We start from the raw sequence: 18,263 nt of genomic DNA, 5'->3' as shown, positions 1-18,263 counted from the left end.
CGTTTATTTGGCTGATTTATCAGCCCCACATTCAGCTAAATCGCCGAATCCACTATTTCACCAGTCCACCGATAAAGGACTCAAAATTGTCAGCCAAGCGTGTGATCTTGTATTTGTTATCTCGATCTACATGGATAACCTCGGGTTCGCCATCATTTCCAAACTCGCGGTAATCCAGCATGATTACTTCATTCTCAGAAGGACAATCACAAATCACCACACCAACCTCAGGATAACGTCCATTTTCAATCACAGTCCGGCTGCCTGAAGCTCCACACAGCGACTTATTCTTATCTCGTCCAATTCCAAGGATCCCTGAAATCGTAATAAATTCTTCTGTTCCCGGAATTGGGTACCGAGTGTTATGAGGAATTCCCCCATTATGTAGCTTCATCATTTCAACGTAGTATTTTGGCAGCTTAAAAACCAGCTCTTCTTCTACTGAAGCAATCAATGCATCTGTAGGCGATTCAGAGATATATTCTGAGAACGCATACTCGCTGTCATCCCAAAAGTTGGTGGTGTCGATCGCTACTACAGGCTTCTTTGCAGGTTTATTCACAGGCTTTTTCGTAGCTTTCTTAGCCAATTTTCGTTTGATCCATCCCAAAAACTCCAAGGTGTCCTCATCATCAGGCTCTAGCTCGTCTGCAATTGTAAATGCTTTTAAAGCTTCGTCGTACCGCTTCAGATAATAATAGGAAACTCCGATACGGTAATGCCAAAGCGGGTCACCTTCACCCTCTTCTTCAATGCTCAAATACTGCTCTAAAGCTTCTTCATATTGCCCGAGATTATTAAGCGCTCTGCCCAAATGACTAGTTAGTACATAATCTCTTTCCTCTTCAGGAATTTCCGTTATTGCATCCACGATTTCTTGAAATTCATCCTCTTCATGCCAAGTATCCAATTTTCCCAATAGCTCATCACTCATCATTAATACCTCCTAGTAACGATCACTCAAAATACCTATTAGAAATTATACCATTTATAGCCTATGCCCAGCCAATCACGCATCAAAGGCGAAATTTAGTTAAAAAAACAGACCACATAGCTCTTCTGCGGTCTGTTACGTATACACAAATTCATGAGCACCCCTCATTGCTTGTTTTCAATCCTCTGCATAAACTCTTCAACGGCGCTATAGCCAAGCTGCTTCAGATACCAGTTGTTGGCGGCAGCTTCAATTAGGCCGGCTACGTCACGGCCGGGCTGAAGCTGGATTTCAATATGCGGAATTTGGACACCGAGATAGTCTGTGAACTTCGGCTCCAGTTCGAGCTCATTATTCAAGGAATTTTCTCGCCAAGGAGACAACTCGATGTCGAGTACAATTCGCGTCTCATCCTGAAAAGCTCTACGCCCGTACTGGCGTACAACATTGATCAGACCAATACTGCGCAGCGCTAGGAATTCGCGGGTCGTCTCGTTATGTGTGCCGAGAAGCGTCGCCGGTCCCAGCTTCTTCAGCACCACGATATCATCCGCCACAAACCGATGGCCTCTTCTAATAAGCGTATGCGCGGTTTCGCTTTTTCCAATCCCTGACTTGCCCCTGAGTAGGACACCTATACCAGACACGTTTACACATACCCCATGAATTGAAAGCTCTGGCGCCAGCGCCTTCACCAGATAGGTATCAATCTTTGCGATGATCTCTGTCGTCGTCTCCTGCGTCCGAAGCAATGGGATGCCCTCTTCTTCGCAGAATAGAGTTAAATAAGGAATCTCCTGCTGACCTGTCGTCACAATAAAGCATGGTGGATGATACTTGACGATATTACCAATATGTAACTTGCGCTCTTCAACGCTTAGGGTTAACAGATAATTGATTTCCTTGCAGCCCAATACTTGTACCCGCTTCGTTGGGAAAAAATCAAAGTAACCCACGAACTCCAGACCAGGTCTATGCGCCTTTGAACGAGTGATTTCACGATCCATACAGCTAGCACCTGCAAGCACTTCCAGCTTAAACGTCTCTGTAAGGCTTTGAACGGTAGTCGATTTCAATGCTGTTCCCTCCTGTGGCTGCGTATCTCGAATACGCAATACGGTTAACGGGATATATTCAACGACAAATGGGATGATTCCTGCAAAATAAACAAAAGGCGTTCAATCACCGTTAAATGATTGAGCGCCTCTCGATTAGAACGTTCTATTTACTCGTTAATGTAAGTGTTGACTCGATTTTGAATCAGCTTGCTGACGTCTTCAGCGGATTTCTGACCACTCATATATGAATCAAATTCTTCAATTGCAATTGAAACGACCTTATGATCACTAGATAAATTCCTACTTGCTCCATCTAGAAGCTGATGTAATTCTTGGATTTTACTTTCTACAGTCTCAGCATCAAACTTCTGTTCTAGAAGAGGTAGTGTTCCCGCTACTGCCTGCTGCTTAGCATCATTAAGCTGTTTCTCCACAGCTCCCTTATGCATCGCAAACCCTTGTACGACTGATGAAGATTGCATTTCCTCGGAAAGCATGAACTTAATAAAGTTCCAAGCTTCATCTTGAACCTTAGATTTGCTGTTAATACCTAAAGTGAAATATGACTTAAATGAAGTTCCGCTATATTTTCCATTTACTGTTGGCTTTTGATATATTTTAAGCTTTGGATCAAGGACTTGGGACAGGCCTCCTATTGGATCGAAAAGGTTAGCATTGTTGAACAAGGTTTTGGTATAGTCGTACGTAAAATCATTACTAAGTACGCCCTCATCATACATCGATTTGATTTGCTTCATCATATCTCGAAACAGATCGGAATCGAAATTCGCTTGACCTTGATCAATGAGCTTATCATAATTAGCTTCTATATACTCCGCTAACATTTGAATCGGGAATAGATTAACAAATGCGAAATAATCCTCACCAACTTTTCCCTTAAGCTTCTTGGAAATATCTTTAAACTCATCCCATGTCCATGTCTGATCATCGATTTTAATGTTAGCTTGTTCTAACAACTCTGTATTCCCAGTTAGCGCGTCGATGACAAATGAGAATGGCATTGCATACAAACCATTACCATCTTGGGAGCCCTCAAAAATATTCTGATAGTACTGATTTCGATCAAAGTCAGCATCCTTATCCATCAGATCATAGAAATTAGTCAGCATGTTCTTGGCGACATATTTGTCCTGTGGTAGATCGTTCATTACGATCATGTCCGCCCCTTTGCCAGACATCATCTGTGTGCTCACTGTTTGTATATACTTCTCAACATCGCCCTTTGAGAATGCTTCTCCTGATTGACTCATTCCATCTTCATTCGTTTGGGGTCTAGCTAGATACTCTTTGATATCAATTTGTATATCTGGACGAATTTTTTTGTATTGCTTAACCGCCTCCTCTAAATAAGGAGTTACCGCCATAGTCGCAATCTCAATCTTCTTGCCATCCTGACCTGACTGTTCATTAGATGTTCCTTCTGTACCTGATCCCACGCTGCTGCTAGAGCATCCCGATAATACGACTATCATTGCTAATAAGGATAAAACCCATCTTCTTTTCAAATTCATTCATTCCCTTCAATATACTCGGATTCGATTACCTTCCTGAAGTGGTTCACTTGATTCAATAATGATCTCATCATCAGGACTTAAGCCGCTCACAGCTACAATCTCATCCTCGGTTGAATCACCCGTTACAATATAAGCCTTGCGTGCATTAAACGTATTGCCGAGTGAGCTTTTCTTCTCCTCAATTACAAAGACATAGCTCCCTGTTGTATCTTTATGAACCCATTTCTTTGGTAACACATAACCTTTTTCATTTGACTCCTTCTTTATATCCAGACTGACTTGTTCGCCGCCTTTAATACCATCATCGGAGACAGAAACGACAACCTGATAACTCGATTTATCGGATGAATCTTCTTCACTGCTCTCTTGGGATGCAGCTTTAATCTCTTCAATTACACCGTTAACCAGTGTATTGTCTTTCTGCAATCGAACAGAAACCTTAGATCCAATCTCGAATAATGCCGTATTATCCGACTCGACAGCAAATGAAAATTCGAAGCCCTTACCACTATCCATTAAGGTCAGGATTGTCCCCCCTTGTGAAGTATTCATACTATCCTCTGCTGTAATCTTTGTGACTTTTCCATCAAAGGGGGCAGTCAGTGTCTGTTTATCCGCTTTATCTTTGCGCAGCTTATTCATCTTTCTTTGCGCCAGTTCAAGATCCATACTATCCAGTTCAAGAGCTCGCTCTGCCTTGGCAATCACTTGCTCATCACCACCTATCAATGCATTGAGCATATCCTCCTCGAGAATCTCCCGATTTAGCTTTTGTTTCTTAAGCGCCGTTTCCTCTTGATAGATCTGTTCATCCAGATCAGAGCTATCAAATGTAACGAGCTTTTGCCCCTTCTTAACCTCAGCATTCTCTTTTACATGAACCTTCACAATTTTAGAGCCAGTCTCATTCAACAAATCCACCTGCTTCCGAGGTGTTAAGACTCCACTCCCTTTAACCTGATGAACTAATGATTTCGAGGTAAGTTTCTCCGTAACTACTTTGGGCAGCGTCATCGTTTCGAGTGTGCTGCTAAAGAAAGTCAAACCAGCCAATATCGCAAAGAATAATACAAACAAAACAGCCGTTAATCGTTGTCGCTTAGATGTGCTTGTCATCTCATTTCCCCTATCCTTTAATTCCAGAAAGCTCTATGCCCTCAATAAAATACCGTTCCGCCAAAAGAAACAAGAGAATCATAGGCATCATATACAAGACCGCAGCCGCAAAGGATACCCCAAGCGCATCTTCCTGCAGGCGAGATAGAAAAATGGACAAGGGCTGTAAATTGGCATCCTGCAGAAAGATCAGGGGCTGCTCCACCATATTCCAGTAATCTGCAAACAGCAGAACAATTAGCGCTGCCATGCCGGGTTTCACCATAGGCAAGACAATCCTGATAAAGGATCGGAAGTAACCTGCCCCATCCATTTGGGCTGCTTCCATATATGCCGTTGGAATTTGGAGCATAAATTGTCTGAGCAGGAACACACCAAACGCCGCAAATATCCCTGGTAAAATAATGGAGCTTGGACTATTAATCAGCCCTAGCCGATCGGACATGATATAGTTCGGCACAAGCGTGACCTGGAACGGCATGAGCATCGTGATCAAATACACAATAAATAAGGGCTCTCTGCCAGGAAATCGCAGCTTAGCAAATGCAAATGCCGCTAATGTTGCCACCACGACCTGGCCTATAATGATTGGAAACACCATAAATACAGAGTTCCAGAACATACGAAGAAATTGCGAGGTTGAAATAAGCACCTTATAAAATTGCTCCAGCGAAACCCAATCTGGAATCAGCTTCAAATTCACAAAATCGTTCATCTGTGTATTACCTAACATGCCGTAATTCAGCATAATTTCCTTCTCCGTCATCAAGGAGCTTACCATTGTGAGCACAACCGGAAATAGCATTACCAGCGCGATTACGGCTAAGATAATAGTAAGTAGCAGTGTTCTTATCTGTTTCTTGTTCATCTACACCCCTCCCTTTACTCCATAAATGAACGGAACTTATGTTCAACTCGGAAGAGCATCAACACAATGACTAAAATACAGAGCACCATTAAGAAAGCTGCAGCCGACAGCTTCTGAATATCGAGCGATAAGAACATATTGTTCATATAGTGCTGGAGCATATAGATACTGTCATGAGGATAGTCACCCGCAACTAAATAAATTTCCCGAAATACCTTGAATGAGTTCAGAATCGACATCAGCATCACTAAAAATCCTGTCGGTATTAAATAAATCAAGGTGATCTGGTGCTTACGAGCCCAGCTTGCACCTTCCAGGTTTGCTATCTCATAATATTGATCTGGGATATTTTGCAGTCCAGCCAAGAATAGAACCACATTATAGCCAATGTTTTTCCATACATAGATAAAAATAATGACCCCTTGCGCCCACTCTGATTTCATCCAATCGATCCGCTCAATTCCAATCCACTCTAATGCATGATTGAAAAAACCATTCCAGTCGAATAGGATCTGCCATACGAGCACAATTGACGCTACTGGAACAACCAGTGGCAGTACATATGAGGTACGCAGCCAATTCCGAAGATAGACTCGTTTGTTAAGCAGCATGGCAAGAGCAAGTGACAACAGAATAAGGATCGGAACACCAATTATTGTGAACCAGAATGTATTCCCTGCCGCCTTTTGAAAGGACGAGCTAGCTAATAGGCTCTGATAATTGGCAAACGATAACCCTGCCTCACCACTTGGATTCTCAAATGAAAATACAACACTTTGACCAAACGGAATCAAATAAAATAGCGCAAACCCGATCAAACTCGGAGCAAGAAAGCAGAACGCCACAAGAATCTCCTTGCGAGCCAAATATGAAATTCTCACAGCCTCAACCTCCTTTCGAGCTTGTTCCATACAAGCAACATGTTTACCGTACAAATAACTATTCTATAGATCAGCTTCGGTATTAATTTGGAGCAATTGTGGAAAAAGTATGGAAAAGCCCGCTTGAAAGGACAACTTTGTTAGAATAATAGATGTATTGGTCAGGAGGTCTGTTGATGAAGAACTATCAAATCGCAATCGTTGAAGATGATTGCCATATAAGAGATATCGTTGAGAACTATTTACAGAAGGAAGGCTATAGCACCCTATCGTTAGGTTCAGCAGAAGAAGCGCTCATGTTATGGAACACAGAGCGCCCGGATATGTGGATTCTAGACATCATGCTTCCAGGTATGAATGGCTATGAATTCTGCAAACAAATTCGCAAGGAAGCCGAAGTTCCTATTATTATGATCTCTGCTCGTGATGAGGAAGTAGATAAGATACTTGGACTTGAGCTTGGAAGCGATGATTATTTAACTAAGCCTTTCAGCCCACGTGAGCTGGTCGCACGAGTAAATCGTTTATTCCATCGGCTTAACTCCCTTACAGAAAGATCAGAACAGAGTATAGTCTCTTCTAAATCAAACGACCTCATCATCGATGAGCTTCGTCTAGTATTAGATAGTCGTCTGGTTTACTGGAGGTCTAAAGAAATTGAAATGACGGTGAAGGAATTTTCATTGCTTCATACCTTAGCAGCGCAACCGAATCGTGCTTTTTCGCGCAATGAGTTGTTAACATTAGTGTGGGGGGATGACTATTTCGGCAGCGATCGAGCGATTGACGATTTGGTCAAAAGACTTCGTCGTAAAATGGAAGACCTGCCTCTTGAAACCGTTTGGGGCTATGGTTATCGAATGCGCGTGGATGGAGTGAAGACATAACATGAAACTAATCTATAAGCTTCATTTATCATTTGGAATATTACTGGTGTGTGTACTCGTGCTTACAGCTACATTCGTTTATCCTCTACTAATGGACACACTAATCAATAATCAAAGAGAAGAGCTAAGATCACAAGGCAGTGCAATGATGGAGTTGGTCAATTCGTTACCTGTTCAAGACCTAACACCTTCCCAGTCAGCAGCAGCTATCGTACAGCCGGCTCAAGAAATTAATAGATCCGTCGATGCGTTACTCATAGAGCCGAATCGTAATATATTATTTAGTACAATGACTGAAGCGCAGACACAGACATGGCTACCGCTCATTGAACAGCACTCAAGTCACAATCAGCAGGATTTATGGGAAAATGGACAGGAGAAATATATTGTTGAGACCTTAACTTCTAATCCACAGAATCTTGATCCAACTAGTGCTGTAACCGCAGCCACCCTTGTCTTGTCTACACCGCTAAGCAAAGTAAAATCATATCAATCAGAGCTTTTTACAAGAATGATGTTCATTATGGTGATTGGGGGCACTATTGCCTTTGGCCTAAGTTTATTTATTACCAAACGTCTCGTTACTCCTCTAGAGAAATTAAAGCTTGAGCTCAAAAAAGTTGAAAAACGCCAATTCGATGAGGTGCAGCTCATTCAAACTGGCGGGGAAATTGGTGAGGTAGCCCTAAGTGTCCATCATCTCGCAGGAGAACTTAAACAATACCATCATGCTCAAAGACAATTTTTCCAGAATGCTTCTCATGAACTTAAGACCCCACTAATGACGATTCAAGGTTATGCAGAGGGAATACGAGATGGTATTTTCACCGGGGATCGTGCTGACAATGGTCTTGATGTCATCTCAAGTGAATGTGAACGACTTAAGGGAATTGTTACAGAGATGATCTTGTTAGCCAAGCTTGAAAGTGAAGATGGTATTTTTGATCAAGAAGAAGTGTCAGTAGAACAATTAATCGATAAAACCGCCGATCGAATACGTCCATTAGCTATAAATGAGAGAGTTGACATCAAAGTAAAGTACGAAGTGGATAACCCGAGAAAGCTTCATATTCATGGAGATTCGGAAAAACTCTTACAAGCAGTACTAAATATTATGAGCAATGCGATCAGACATGCATCACAAGCCGTGGATATAGAAATTTCGGAGCAGGATGGACAAGTGCAGATCGATGTCATTGATGATGGTCAAGGTATTCCTGATCAATTACTGCCTCAGCTATTTCAGCGTTTTATTAAAGGTAAGAATGGAGAAACGGGACTTGGACTCGCCATTTCACGTGCAATTGTTGAACGGTGCGACGGTACTATATCCGCTCATAACGGAGAGCATGGTGGAGCTATCTTTCGAATGAGTTTTCCTTCAAAATAAATGTCATTCTAATCCTCAAAGACTGTCATCGAATTGAATGCGAACTCTTTCTACGATGCCGCTCAGACAGCTCTATACTTTGCATGACTTTTTTGGCAAAGAGCCATACTAACCCTCACAGACTATGACTATCCCGAAGGAGAGTACTGATGAGCGAACAACAATGGCTGATTCCAGCAACTAAGGGATTGGGCTTCAAGTTGGACAAAGGGCAGATCGTCCGGGTAACCGATGTAGAAGGAGAGCAGGTAGCCGATTTCGCTGCTTATAACGCCGTTCGCCCTAATGAACGGATTGACCCCGGTGTAACGATAGATGCTCTAGGCAAGATGAATGTTCTTCCGGGGGACATCCTCTATTCCAACCAATACAGACCACTGTTTACTATTATTAAGGATACTGTGGGCCGCCATGATTTCATTAACTCTGCCTGTCGTCCCGAGATGTATGAGGTGCTGTATAACAAAAAGAATCACGCCAGCTGCTACAATAACCTGAATGAGGCGCTGGAGGAGTTTGGCCTGCCCGCTCCCGATCAGCATTATCCATTTAATCTTTTTATGAATACTGTCATTGATCCTTCTGGAAAAGTCAGCGTGGAGCGACCGCTTTCTAAAGCTGGGGATTATATTGAGTTGCGGGCTGAGATGGATCTGATCATTGCCATATCGGCTTGTCCCTGCTCCGAAAGTGTCTGCAACGGGTATAAATGTACACCGATTGCCGTGGAGATCCTTTAGAGTATGTCGCAAAGAGGTTCGTGCCAAATGGCTCGTCTTCTAACTTACCTACTTCTTGAATAGAATGACTTGTACAAGTTAACATCTCATTCAAGGAGCGATGACCATGAATAGCTTTTTAACCTATATCGTACTCGGAATATCGTTATCTGCACCGATTGGTCCCATCAATGCAGCCCAGCTCGACCGGGGAGCGCGGATGGGATTTTTCCAATCCTGGATGATCGGACTGGGGGCTATGTGTGCGGATTTAGTGTATATGCTACTCATTTACTTTGGACTAGCCCACTTTCTGAATACCCCGTTTATGAAAACCTTCCTGTGGACATTCGGCAGCTTCGTTCTCCTTTATACCGGAATTGACACCTTAAAAAATTTCAATGCCGTGCCTGGATCCGCCTCACGAGGTGCACAGACCGGCACTAGCGCCTTCCGTTCAGGCTTTTTGATGGCACTAATGAACCCACTCAGCATTCTGTTCTGGTTAGGTATCTACGGCTCCATTCTGGCCAAAAGCATAGAAAATCAACATTTCGATCAGGTGCTGTGGAACAGCATCGGTATTTTTGTCGGCATCCTACTCTGGGATGTGGTGATGGCGATGCTGTCTAGCTTCTTTCATCGGTTCACCGGCCCTTCTATGCTCCGGTTCATTTCCCTTGCCGCGGGGATTTGCCTTCTTGGTTTTGGCATCTACTTCGGTTCTCAGGCATTTATACAGTTGTTTGGCTAATATGTTTAACAAGCAAGGGCTTTTCTAGGCCTTCACCCATCTCCCTCCCTTCGCATAGGATGTTTTGAACCTAACGAGGAGGGTGTTTTTGGATGGCCCATTTGAACACAAAGGTCTGGCTCGATGAGCATCTAGCTGAGCTGACGTACTGGCAGCAGGATGCTTTTCGTCAATTTACATCTATGATTGCAGATCCCGAAGGCAAATATCCCTGTATTCCAGGACGTCAGGGGTTTCTGTCCAATCATTTGCGTTTTGGCTTCGTAGCTGATCCACGAAGTGAAGAGTCTGCAATAGAGGTCGCTCAATTACTTCATCAATATGGGGAATGCTCGAGGGATACCGGCAAATATGCTTCCCTTGTTCTATTTTTTGAAACTCCGGAAGATTTGGCGGAAGGTTTCTCCATTGAGGAATATGAGAATTTGTTCTGGTCCATTCTGGGCCGCGTCAGCGCGGTAGACACGGTGCCTTGGCCGAATGAAATTTCTACAGATCCCTCCCATCCTTCGTGGGAGTTCTGCTTTGATGGGCACCCGTATTTCGCGTTCTGCGCAACCCCGGCACATGAGCTGCGGAGAAGCCGCCATACCCCTTATTTTGTCATTGCTTTTCAGCCGCGTTGGGTGTTCGAGAATATTAATGATTCTACCGCATTTGGCCGCAATATGAAGAAGCAGATCCGCAAGAAGCTTGCTGACTACGACAGTGTTCCCGCACATCCCTCCCTTCAATGGTATGGGCAGGAGAGCAATTTAGAATGGAAGCAATATTTTCTGCGAGATGATGAAAGTGCGCCGTCTAAATGTCCATATACTTATATGAAGAACAAGTTCAAAGCAATAGGAATTAAATTTCACTCTTAAGCGCTTATGAGGTTTGTCCGCGTTTTTTCAAGAGGTGCTCCCTAAACCAGGTAATCAACGCAATGACACAGATGATCAGAAGGCTGGACCAGAAGCCGGGACGGCCCCCTTTTTCAAAAAGTGTACCTGCCACGGCAGTAATGATCAGCGCCATAGCGACCATGGATCTAATCCAACCGCCCATCTTTGGTCTCAATAACTTAAGGAAAGAGGCAAGGATAAATAGCCATGTGTACAAAATAACTAGACCAGCCGCCGTGGTGATATGCTCAAAAATTTGCTTTGGCAGAAACAAGCTCAGTACAATTGTCACGCACAGGCCCAGCATATTAATACCAAGCGCGTAGAGCGGCATCTTTCTTTTTCCTTTGGTCACCGCCAGCCAAGAAGGAGCATCTTTATCCTCGGCCAAGGTTACCAGCATAGTCGAGACCGCATACAATGAAGCCACTAAAATAGAGAACCCGGCCACGATCATTACCCCGTTCAGTACATATACAAGAATAGGTAGTCCCATCGCTTCAAGTGCAGCAATAATTGAGCTTTGATCAGGTCTCACTTTCTCAGGGCTCACGAATAATAATGCAAGTCCTATCGACAGTACATAGAGCAGGGTCACGCCCAGCAGCATAAACCTGCCTGCTTTCGGAGCTTCTTTTGAGTCGCGTAGGTCCATCGCCATAAAGCCCATCACCTCAATACCCCCAAAAGCATAGAACGCATAAAGTAACCCTTTCCAAGCACCCATCCATCCTTTATTCAGCCATGCTGCCGAACTGTGAACCGTATCCCAATTCCCCCTTCCCCTCAAAAGGGCAACCACGGCGACCACGATGAACATCAGTACCGCGGCGATTTTGATCATGGCGAATAGATTTTCCGCTTTGTTAATCCCCTGGCTACCTAGAATAATGACCAGCAGACCCAGTACAGCATAAATTGCGGTAAAAACCCAAAGCGGCCAACTCGGAAACCAGACCCGCGAAAACAGGCCCAAAGCAGTCAAGGTGCTGCCGAGTATTAGAATTTCTGAGCACCAATAGATCCAGCCCATACCAAACCCGGCCCAGCGGCCAAAAGCCTCTTTGGCATAACTACGAAAAGAGCCCTTTTGAGGATTTTGTATAGTCATTTGGGCCAGCGACTCATAGACGAACAGAGTTGCCACAGCCGCCAACACAAAAATAACCAACACCAATAATCCGCTCTTACGGATAGCGATGCTGGAACCAAGAAAGAATCCCGTGCCAATCGTGCAACCTACACCAAATAAAGTAAGCTGCCACCAAGGTAGCTTGCCAGTTGGAGTACCCATATGTATATCCCTCCGTCTGGTGTTACTATGCGTTATCGGGTGTTATTTTATTCTGATATAGGCTTAGGCAGGCAAAAGAAGACCCGACTTCCTGTTCAACAACAAGCGAGTCGGGTCTTCTACAGTTAGAATGGTCAGCGCCCTAGTTATTTACGGGCATCTGAGGAGATCCGGCAGCGGGAACATAGGCATCCAGCATCTGCTGTATTACTGAAACCTGAAGCTGCGGAACCTGATAATAGGCATGTTTGTTCTGATAAAGAAACAACTCATATCCCATTTCAATAAAATGCTGCACCTGTGAAGCCAGCACCCGACGCAACGCTGGGTTCGTCACTTCCGGTGAAGACATGGCCAGCAGTGAGGCATGGGATTTGATTAGACCCAGCATATACCCGCTGACGCCCGCATCTTTCACATCCGCCAGTGACGAGTTAGGCTTCTTGGGCGGGGCCGGTTGGAGGCCGTAAACCGGCTGTGTCATATTCGGGATAAGATAGGTAGCCGTTTCCTGGCTTGGCTTTTGCCCTGTCTTAAAGCATTGGCAGGTCAAGTTGTACTGATCCAGCATGAAATTGTACTGCCGATCCAAGATAGACAATAGCTCTTGATCCTGTACAAAGGTTCTGAACATCATGAACTGGTCCAGTAAATTGATCTGGCAGGACAATACCTCGTGCACATCGAACATTTCGTGGGCGCCGTGGCCTAGCTGCTGTCCACCCATCTTCATGCTTCCTGACTGTAATTGCTGCTGCAAAGTATATTCTCCTTTGTTCTTAGATGAGTACCCTCTATAATATGAAGGATCAGGTAGCCAATTATGCACGCAGTTATATTTTCATCCCTCCATATCTAAGTCAAAGTGCCTCACTTACTGCAACCTTCTTATTTTGAATCCGAAGATTCCTTCTATGTGTCGTGAATAATCCGAAGTACCCTAGCGTTACGAGGATACAGATTATAACATCAACTACAATTAAGTTCTGATAATTCCCAAAATAATCGAAGGATAGGCCTCCGATTAATACACCTACTATACCGCCGCCCTGGTGCATGAGAAGTAGAACACCGGTATGTTTTCCTTTACCCTTTGCAAACTCATTAATGACAAGCATTCCACCTGGTAATGCACTTAAGTAGGTAATTCCGAACGCTATAGCAAAAAGAATAGGTGAACTTCCCAAGTGCATAAAGAGGAAAGCAAAACCTATAATACGAATGCCATACAATAGAGACATCATCATTAATTTATTGTATCGGTCCAGAAAATAGCCGCAAATGAGTGCCCCCGTGATTTCCATAATACCAAGGATGCTCATAGATAAGGCGATCATGCTTGGTGATACATCTGCCAACTGATGTATGGCTACCAAATTCATCTCGACGGATCCCATATTGATACCGCAGGTGAACAGCGCAATCGCGACTACGACAAAGATAGGAAGAGAAATAAATTTTTTGGACGGTGGAGTTACTCTAGGTGATGTATCTTGACCTTCGACTTCTATTGAACGATCCGAAGGAGCTCTCTCCGTATTTTTCTGTTGTGAACTCTTAATTCCTAACCAAATTACGGGAAGTGTTACACAAACACCTAGGATAAAAGAAGCCATAAAAGCGTTTTTCCAAGTCAACCAGTCCATGGATACGAAAATGGGTGTAATAATCGCTAACCCTACAGAAGAGGCACTCGCCAGTAAGGCCATTGCCTTAGCCCGATGATGCCGAAACCATTCAAACATCAATATATAATTTGTCGTCGCCCCAATACCTGCCAAACCAGAGATAACACCGTATCCAATAAAAAAGACAATAGGATGGTGGCCTAACACGACAATACCAGTACCCAAAGTACTCATGATTGCACTTAACATTAGTATCTTCTTTGTGCCATAACGATCCACGAGCCAGCCCCCCAAAGGCGCGCATACGGCTACGATGAATAAATTGGTGGACCATGCCATTGAGATGAATCCCCTGCTAATCTGTAAATCCGTCGATATTTGCACCTGAAAAAAAGACAAGCTGAAGCGAGTCAATGCACCAATAAATCCAATAACCCAGAGAGATCCTAATCCAATCCATGCATACCTGGATTCCTTAAACCATGTCGTTTCCATTATGGTTTCCACCCCTGTCTATTATAAAAGATACCGATTGGTATCTTTTATAATAGCATAGATGCTTTTCTTTGCAACAGAATAATTTCATTTGATATACTATGTGTACATATACAATTAAGGGCGGAGGATGACAATGGAAAAGGGTGAGAAGACTCGCAATTACATCATAGCTAAAGCCGCTGAACTGTTTAACCAGAAAGGATATTCGGGCTCATCCTTATCTGATATAACAGAATTGACAGGCATTAAGAAAGGTGGCATTTATCGTCATTTTTCCAGTAAGAATGAGATTGCATATGAAGCCTTTAGCTATGCGGGTAGTATTGTGGGGGCCCAACTAGCTCATGCCATTAGTCAGCAAGAAACGGCCTCTGGCAAGCTATTAGCTTATTTACATGTGTACGAGAAAGTAGTTGAAGCGCCACCCTTTATTGGGGGGTGCCCGCTCCTCAACACGGCTATTGAAAGCGACGACAGTCATCCAGGCTTACGTGAAAAAGCCCAGCAGGCCCTAATAGGCACACTGGAATCCAAAAAGAAAATCATTTCTGAAGGTGTACAAAGTGGTGAATTCAAAGCAGATCTCGACATTGAGGCACTAGCTACCTTCTCCCTTTCCATCATGGAAGGCGGCATCATGATGAGTAAGCTCGAGGGCAATAATCGGCATATACGGATGAATATCAACAGCTTTGCTGCTTATTTAAAAAAAGAGTGTCTACGCGAACCTAGTTAGTTCATTCAAAACTTTTTTAACATACAAAGATTTTAAAATAAAAAGGAGCTTCGTCACTACTCACGAGGCTCCTTTAGCTTAATCTTATTTCCTTAACTTTATTTATGTTCCAACCACTGACATTCTGTGATTTCTATTTCTGTAAATGTTGCTTTAAATGACGAATCCTCTGGGCTACAAGCATATAAACCAAAGTTGATATGCTCACTCCCTTCAAACAAATGAAAAATACGCATCTGCTTAAAGGTAATCCCATCTAAAGAGTTTTCAACGCAGAAGTCACTCCCACGTCGACTTAATCTGTAATACATTGTTTTTATTGTTGCGTCGAGATCTGTGGTTGCCCAGTCTGAATATCCATGATTCGTAACCACACTACCCAATCTTTGATATTCTTCATTCTCATATTCAATCGATGCCTTGAACCAATTGTCACTGTCCTGATAGACAATTACTCCACACTGGTCAAATCTATGAGCGCTGTCAAAATCAGTTTTCACTTTAAAAGAAAAGTATTTCTCATCCGTCTTCATTAGCAGCGCAGGTGCATTATCGTTCCTGAACCCATAATAGGTGCGTTGCCAAAAATCCGTATTAGGCTCAGTTATAATTTCAATCTTCTCATCTGTAATAGAAAAAGTGTTTACTGGATACTGCCAAAAAAGATTTTCTTTTAAAAAGTTCATCTCACTGCTCCTTATCTAGGTCCCTCTTTACCCTTGAATGTCCCTTCTGGCATCTTGCTCGGCGAGAATCTCTTTGTCCTCCGCGTTATCTCTCGTCACTTTCTGAACGCCAACGGCACTATATGAAATCAACAGAATAACAGCTATATAATACCCCTTTACATTCAATTGAAATGGAGCATTGTACAGACCAATAAAGAACATTACATACCCAATAACCAAGCCTGCAAAAGCCATAATTGTGAAAGCCCCTGTATTTCTCATCCTGTGTTTCGGATTTTCTAGCTTAATTTCTTTATCCTCTGAATTGTCTCTAACGACCTTTTGCACAACGATACAGCTAATCGTAATTAACACCATGCAAAGCAAATAATACCCTTTCACGTTCAATTCCCAATCGTCGTTGTACACCCCCAAACAGAATAGAAAAAGACCTGCAGCCAATGCAAAATACGATACCCCTGTGAAAGCAGCTGTGTTGCGTTTACGATACCTCTGATTCATCCGACGATTCCTCTCCCAATACAGAATTGAATGGTGTTATAGCCTTCTTCACTATACCGTGGAACATCGGTAAAATTCTACCATTAATTAGGTTGTTTTGTGAAACACAAAGAAAACGGTCTCAGTCCCAGGCAATTCAGGACTAAAGCCGCCTCCTATATTTTCTGCAACTTTATGATTTAGAAAAAATGCTACTCCCTTTCCTGATCCACCAATTGCTGCTGTGCGAGACGAACCATCTCGCGGACCATCGATCCACCAATTTTTCCACCAATCTGACCCACTGATTCTGTGCTCAAATGTCCATTCTCACCGTGTTCCAATGGGATACCAAGTTCTTTTGCGACTTCATATTTCACATCATCAGGCCGCTCCGGATCTACATCATAACCCTCGCGACGCATCACCTCGGCCTTAAACGTTTGCATCCCGCGATTGACTCCCGGCACTACATATTTCCTGTTTCTTCTGGACATCCCTTATCCCCTCCTAACATGTTTTAAGTAACATGCCCGGAAAACGAAATCTCCACCCTTGTTGATTTGCTCCGATTATTTCCAAGAGGGCTCTGAAAGGCCATCTGCTGTCAGGGTGCTTGCCCTCTGTTTCTTATACATAAATTTTGCTTGAAGGTGACGTTACGTCACCTGCTATACTAACTGAGAACAACACGCTGGAGCAATCGATTGGATGTGAGGAAAGGATGTACAAAGAGAACTATTTAACGACAGGGCAGCTTGCAAAGCGTACAGGAATAACGGTCAGGACATTGCGATATTACGATCAGATTGGGCTTCTAATTCCAGAAAATCATCACGCGGGATCGATAAGATCTTATAACATGAAAGACCTAGAAAAATTGCAGCAAATTCAAACGTTGAAATACTTAGGGCTATCACTTCAAGAAATAAAAGACATCTTAGATGCAGAGTCGCTATCCATAGGGGAGATCAGACATTCGTTACAAGCACAGCTCGATGTTCTACAGAGAAAAATCACTCATACGGAGCATGTAGTTCATGCAATACGAGATGCTATGCAAATGTCGGTCAATCGGTCTGATTGGAACCACTTAGCAAATGTTATTCAAACCTTGCAGAGTAAGCAAGATTGGGGGGAACAGTATCGGACGGCGAGCCGCTTGCAAACGCGGATACATCTTTATGACAAGTTCAGTACAAATCCGCAAGGCTGGCATAATTGGGTCTTTGAACAACTGGAGGTGCACCCTGGAGCCCACATTCTAGAGTTAGGCGGCGGCGATGGGACCTTTTGGATAAGAAACGCCGAACGAATTCCAAGCAGCTGGCGCATCACACTTACTGATATTTCGAGCGGGATGGTAGAAGAAGCACGTAGCCGCTTAGGAAGTAAAAGTTCACAGTTTAAGCTCTTATCTGTTGACGCGCAACAAATCCCCTTCCACGATGAGCATTTCGATGTGGTTATCGCTAACAACATGCTGTATCACGTGCCGGACATCCCTAAAGCGATCCACGAGATACACCGCGTACTAAAGCGAGGGGGTATAATATGCACCTCTACAATGAGCACTCAACACCTACAAGAGATTGAACAATTGGCGGTCTCGTTCGACCCCGACCTTCATGTATTGGATCAAGCTATTAAACGATTTAATCTGGGTAACGGAGAAGACCTGCTGTCTTCTTGCTTCTCCGATCTTCGGTTACTACGTTACAACGACCGTCTGTTAGTCGACGAAGCTGAACCCCTGATTGAATATATGATATCGACCCCGATGAACGCAAAAGAGCGACTTGTCGGTGCGGCTATAGACGAATTTCGAAAACACGTCAATCGGCTTCTACAGGAGAATGGAGCCCTCGAAATGACTAAAGAAAACGGGATTTTTCTAGGGAGGAAATGA

19 protein-coding genes and 1 pseudogene are annotated in these 18,263 nt (G+C 43.5%); 7 read left to right on the top strand and 13 right to left on the bottom strand.

The features are described from left to right. Positions 1 to 52: 52 nt before the first annotated feature. The 6 genes from ACQKMP_RS15900 to ACQKMP_RS15875 all read right to left on the bottom strand — a co-directional run bounded on the left by ACQKMP_RS15900 (position 53) and on the right by ACQKMP_RS15875 (position 6,422). Positions 53 to 934: an SMI1/KNR4 family protein gene (locus ACQKMP_RS15900; protein WP_042192935.1), complete on the bottom strand. Its 882-nt coding sequence runs from the start codon at positions 932 to 934 to the stop codon at positions 53 to 55. 164 nt (positions 935 to 1,098) lie between these two features. Next, positions 1,099 to 2,010: an HPr(Ser) kinase/phosphatase gene (gene hprK, locus ACQKMP_RS15895; protein WP_042192937.1), complete on the bottom strand. Its 912-nt coding sequence runs from the start codon at positions 2,008 to 2,010 to the stop codon at positions 1,099 to 1,101. 149 nt (positions 2,011 to 2,159) lie between these two features. Beyond that, positions 2,160 to 3,524, bottom strand: coding sequence for an ABC transporter substrate-binding protein (locus ACQKMP_RS15890; RefSeq protein WP_427469866.1), 1,365 nt, complete (start codon positions 3,522 to 3,524; stop codon positions 2,160 to 2,162). A gap of 9 nt (positions 3,525 to 3,533) precedes the next feature. After that, positions 3,534 to 4,643 (bottom strand): efflux RND transporter periplasmic adaptor subunit, encoded by a 1,110-nt coding sequence (locus ACQKMP_RS15885; RefSeq protein WP_427469864.1) that lies wholly within the window; start codon positions 4,641 to 4,643, stop codon positions 3,534 to 3,536. Positions 4,644 to 4,653: 10 nt separating this feature from the next. Beyond that, complete coding sequence (locus tag ACQKMP_RS15880) at positions 4,654 to 5,511, bottom strand: carbohydrate ABC transporter permease (protein ID WP_042192943.1); 858 nt, start codon at positions 5,509 to 5,511, stop codon at positions 4,654 to 4,656. A 14-nt stretch (positions 5,512 to 5,525) separates the two neighbouring features. Next, positions 5,526 to 6,422: a carbohydrate ABC transporter permease gene (locus tag ACQKMP_RS15875; protein WP_076284997.1), complete on the bottom strand. Its 897-nt coding sequence runs from the start codon at positions 6,420 to 6,422 to the stop codon at positions 5,526 to 5,528. Positions 6,423 to 6,568: 146 nt separating this feature from the next. On the opposite strand from ACQKMP_RS15875, the gene ACQKMP_RS15870 reads away from it, so the two are divergent. The 5 genes from ACQKMP_RS15870 to ACQKMP_RS15850 all read left to right on the top strand — a co-directional run bounded on the left by ACQKMP_RS15870 (position 6,569) and on the right by ACQKMP_RS15850 (position 11,008). Further along, the gene (locus ACQKMP_RS15870; RefSeq protein WP_339244069.1) at positions 6,569 to 7,279 is read left to right on the top strand and encodes a response regulator transcription factor; all 711 of its coding nucleotides are present in this window, start codon (positions 6,569 to 6,571) and stop codon (positions 7,277 to 7,279) included. Position 7,280: 1 nt separating this feature from the next. Beyond that, positions 7,281 to 8,669 (top strand): sensor histidine kinase, encoded by a 1,389-nt coding sequence (locus ACQKMP_RS15865; protein WP_427469862.1) that lies wholly within the window; start codon positions 7,281 to 7,283, stop codon positions 8,667 to 8,669. Between the two features lie 149 nt (positions 8,670 to 8,818). Continuing rightward, positions 8,819 to 9,409 (top strand): urea carboxylase-associated family protein, encoded by a 591-nt coding sequence (locus ACQKMP_RS15860; RefSeq protein WP_339244073.1) that lies wholly within the window; start codon positions 8,819 to 8,821, stop codon positions 9,407 to 9,409. Positions 9,410 to 9,515: 106 nt separating this feature from the next. Then, the gene (locus ACQKMP_RS15855; RefSeq protein ID WP_339244075.1) at positions 9,516 to 10,142 is read left to right on the top strand and encodes a LysE family transporter; all 627 of its coding nucleotides are present in this window, start codon (positions 9,516 to 9,518) and stop codon (positions 10,140 to 10,142) included. A 92-nt stretch (positions 10,143 to 10,234) separates the two neighbouring features. Continuing rightward, on the top strand, positions 10,235 to 11,008 hold the full coding sequence (locus tag ACQKMP_RS15850; RefSeq protein WP_427469859.1) for a YqcI/YcgG family protein: 774 nt from the start codon (positions 10,235 to 10,237) through the stop codon (positions 11,006 to 11,008). 4 nt (positions 11,009 to 11,012) lie between these two features. On the opposite strand, the gene ACQKMP_RS15845 is transcribed toward ACQKMP_RS15850, so the two are convergent. The 3 genes from ACQKMP_RS15845 to ACQKMP_RS15835 all read right to left on the bottom strand — a co-directional run bounded on the left by ACQKMP_RS15845 (position 11,013) and on the right by ACQKMP_RS15835 (position 14,446). Then, positions 11,013 to 12,323, bottom strand: a complete 1,311-nt coding sequence (locus ACQKMP_RS15845) for an amino acid permease (protein ID WP_427469857.1) — start codon at positions 12,321 to 12,323, stop codon at positions 11,013 to 11,015. Positions 12,324 to 12,465: 142 nt separating this feature from the next. Beyond that, positions 12,466 to 13,056: a spore coat protein gene (locus ACQKMP_RS15840; protein ID WP_339271834.1), complete on the bottom strand. Its 591-nt coding sequence runs from the start codon at positions 13,054 to 13,056 to the stop codon at positions 12,466 to 12,468. Positions 13,057 to 13,183: 127 nt separating this feature from the next. Next, complete coding sequence (locus ACQKMP_RS15835) at positions 13,184 to 14,446, bottom strand: MFS transporter (protein WP_339244079.1); 1,263 nt, start codon at positions 14,444 to 14,446, stop codon at positions 13,184 to 13,186. 136 nt (positions 14,447 to 14,582) lie between these two features. On the opposite strand from ACQKMP_RS15835, the gene ACQKMP_RS15830 reads away from it, so the two are divergent. Then, positions 14,583 to 15,185: a TetR/AcrR family transcriptional regulator gene (locus tag ACQKMP_RS15830; RefSeq protein ID WP_427469855.1), complete on the top strand. Its 603-nt coding sequence runs from the start codon at positions 14,583 to 14,585 to the stop codon at positions 15,183 to 15,185. 98 nt (positions 15,186 to 15,283) lie between these two features. On the opposite strand, the gene ACQKMP_RS15825 is transcribed toward ACQKMP_RS15830, so the two are convergent. The 4 genes and pseudogenes from ACQKMP_RS15825 to ACQKMP_RS15810 all read right to left on the bottom strand — a co-directional run bounded on the left by ACQKMP_RS15825 (position 15,284) and on the right by ACQKMP_RS15810 (position 16,851). Continuing rightward, positions 15,284 to 15,871: a DUF1349 domain-containing protein gene (locus tag ACQKMP_RS15825; RefSeq protein ID WP_427469854.1), complete on the bottom strand. Its 588-nt coding sequence runs from the start codon at positions 15,869 to 15,871 to the stop codon at positions 15,284 to 15,286. A gap of 27 nt (positions 15,872 to 15,898) precedes the next feature. After that, positions 15,899 to 16,135, bottom strand: a complete 237-nt coding sequence (locus ACQKMP_RS15820) for a YiaA/YiaB family inner membrane protein (protein ID WP_306035596.1) — start codon at positions 16,133 to 16,135, stop codon at positions 15,899 to 15,901. A gap of 57 nt (positions 16,136 to 16,192) precedes the next feature. Continuing rightward, positions 16,193 to 16,375: pseudogene (locus ACQKMP_RS15815) on the bottom strand (YiaA/YiaB family inner membrane protein); the annotation flags it as partial. A gap of 191 nt (positions 16,376 to 16,566) precedes the next feature. After that, complete coding sequence (locus ACQKMP_RS15810) at positions 16,567 to 16,851, bottom strand: alpha/beta-type small acid-soluble spore protein (protein ID WP_339267953.1); 285 nt, start codon at positions 16,849 to 16,851, stop codon at positions 16,567 to 16,569. A 146-nt stretch (positions 16,852 to 16,997) separates the two neighbouring features. Here ACQKMP_RS15810 and ACQKMP_RS15805 point away from each other — a divergent pair, with 146 nt between their 5' ends. Continuing rightward, the gene (locus ACQKMP_RS15805; RefSeq protein WP_427469851.1) at positions 16,998 to 18,263 is read left to right on the top strand and encodes a MerR family transcriptional regulator; all 1,266 of its coding nucleotides are present in this window, start codon (positions 16,998 to 17,000) and stop codon (positions 18,261 to 18,263) included.

Source organism: Paenibacillus sp. NPDC101420, from assembly GCF_050277435.1.
In the GTDB taxonomy this organism is placed as follows: Bacteria; Bacillota; Bacilli; order Paenibacillales; family Paenibacillaceae; genus Paenibacillus_AQ.
This window is presented reverse-complemented; position numbering and strand designations above follow the sequence as displayed.

Coding starts and splice junctions, on each gene's coding strand:
- ACQKMP_RS15900 (WP_042192935.1), bottom strand. CDS start 934: ATGAGTGATGAGCTATTGGGAAAATTGGATACTTGGCATGAAGAGGAT.
- ACQKMP_RS15890 (WP_427469866.1), bottom strand. CDS start 3,524: ATGAATTTGAAAAGAAGATGGGTTTTATCCTTATTAGCAATGATAGTC.
- ACQKMP_RS15885 (WP_427469864.1), bottom strand. CDS start 4,643: ATGACAAGCACATCTAAGCGACAACGATTAACGGCTGTTTTGTTTGTA.
- ACQKMP_RS15880 (WP_042192943.1), bottom strand. CDS start 5,511: ATGAACAAGAAACAGATAAGAACACTGCTACTTACTATTATCTTAGCC.
- ACQKMP_RS15875 (WP_076284997.1), bottom strand. CDS start 6,422: ATGGAACAAGCTCGAAAGGAGGTTGAGGCTGTGAGAATTTCATATTTG.
- ACQKMP_RS15870 (WP_339244069.1), top strand. CDS start 6,569: ATGAAGAACTATCAAATCGCAATCGTTGAAGATGATTGCCATATAAGA.
- ACQKMP_RS15865 (WP_427469862.1), top strand. CDS start 7,281: ATGAAACTAATCTATAAGCTTCATTTATCATTTGGAATATTACTGGTG.
- ACQKMP_RS15860 (WP_339244073.1), top strand. CDS start 8,819: ATGAGCGAACAACAATGGCTGATTCCAGCAACTAAGGGATTGGGCTTC.
- ACQKMP_RS15855 (WP_339244075.1), top strand. CDS start 9,516: ATGAATAGCTTTTTAACCTATATCGTACTCGGAATATCGTTATCTGCA.
- ACQKMP_RS15850 (WP_427469859.1), top strand. CDS start 10,235: ATGGCCCATTTGAACACAAAGGTCTGGCTCGATGAGCATCTAGCTGAG.
- ACQKMP_RS15845 (WP_427469857.1), bottom strand. CDS start 12,323: ATGGGTACTCCAACTGGCAAGCTACCTTGGTGGCAGCTTACTTTATTT.
- ACQKMP_RS15840 (WP_339271834.1), bottom strand. CDS start 13,056: ATGAAGATGGGTGGACAGCAGCTAGGCCACGGCGCCCACGAAATGTTC.
- ACQKMP_RS15835 (WP_339244079.1), bottom strand. CDS start 14,446: ATGGAAACGACATGGTTTAAGGAATCCAGGTATGCATGGATTGGATTA.
- ACQKMP_RS15830 (WP_427469855.1), top strand. CDS start 14,583: ATGGAAAAGGGTGAGAAGACTCGCAATTACATCATAGCTAAAGCCGCT.
- ACQKMP_RS15825 (WP_427469854.1), bottom strand. CDS start 15,871: ATGAACTTTTTAAAAGAAAATCTTTTTTGGCAGTATCCAGTAAACACT.
- ACQKMP_RS15820 (WP_306035596.1), bottom strand. CDS start 16,135: ATGAGAAATACAGGGGCTTTCACAATTATGGCTTTTGCAGGCTTGGTT.
- ACQKMP_RS15810 (WP_339267953.1), bottom strand. CDS start 16,851: ATGTCCAGAAGAAACAGGAAATATGTAGTGCCGGGAGTCAATCGCGGG.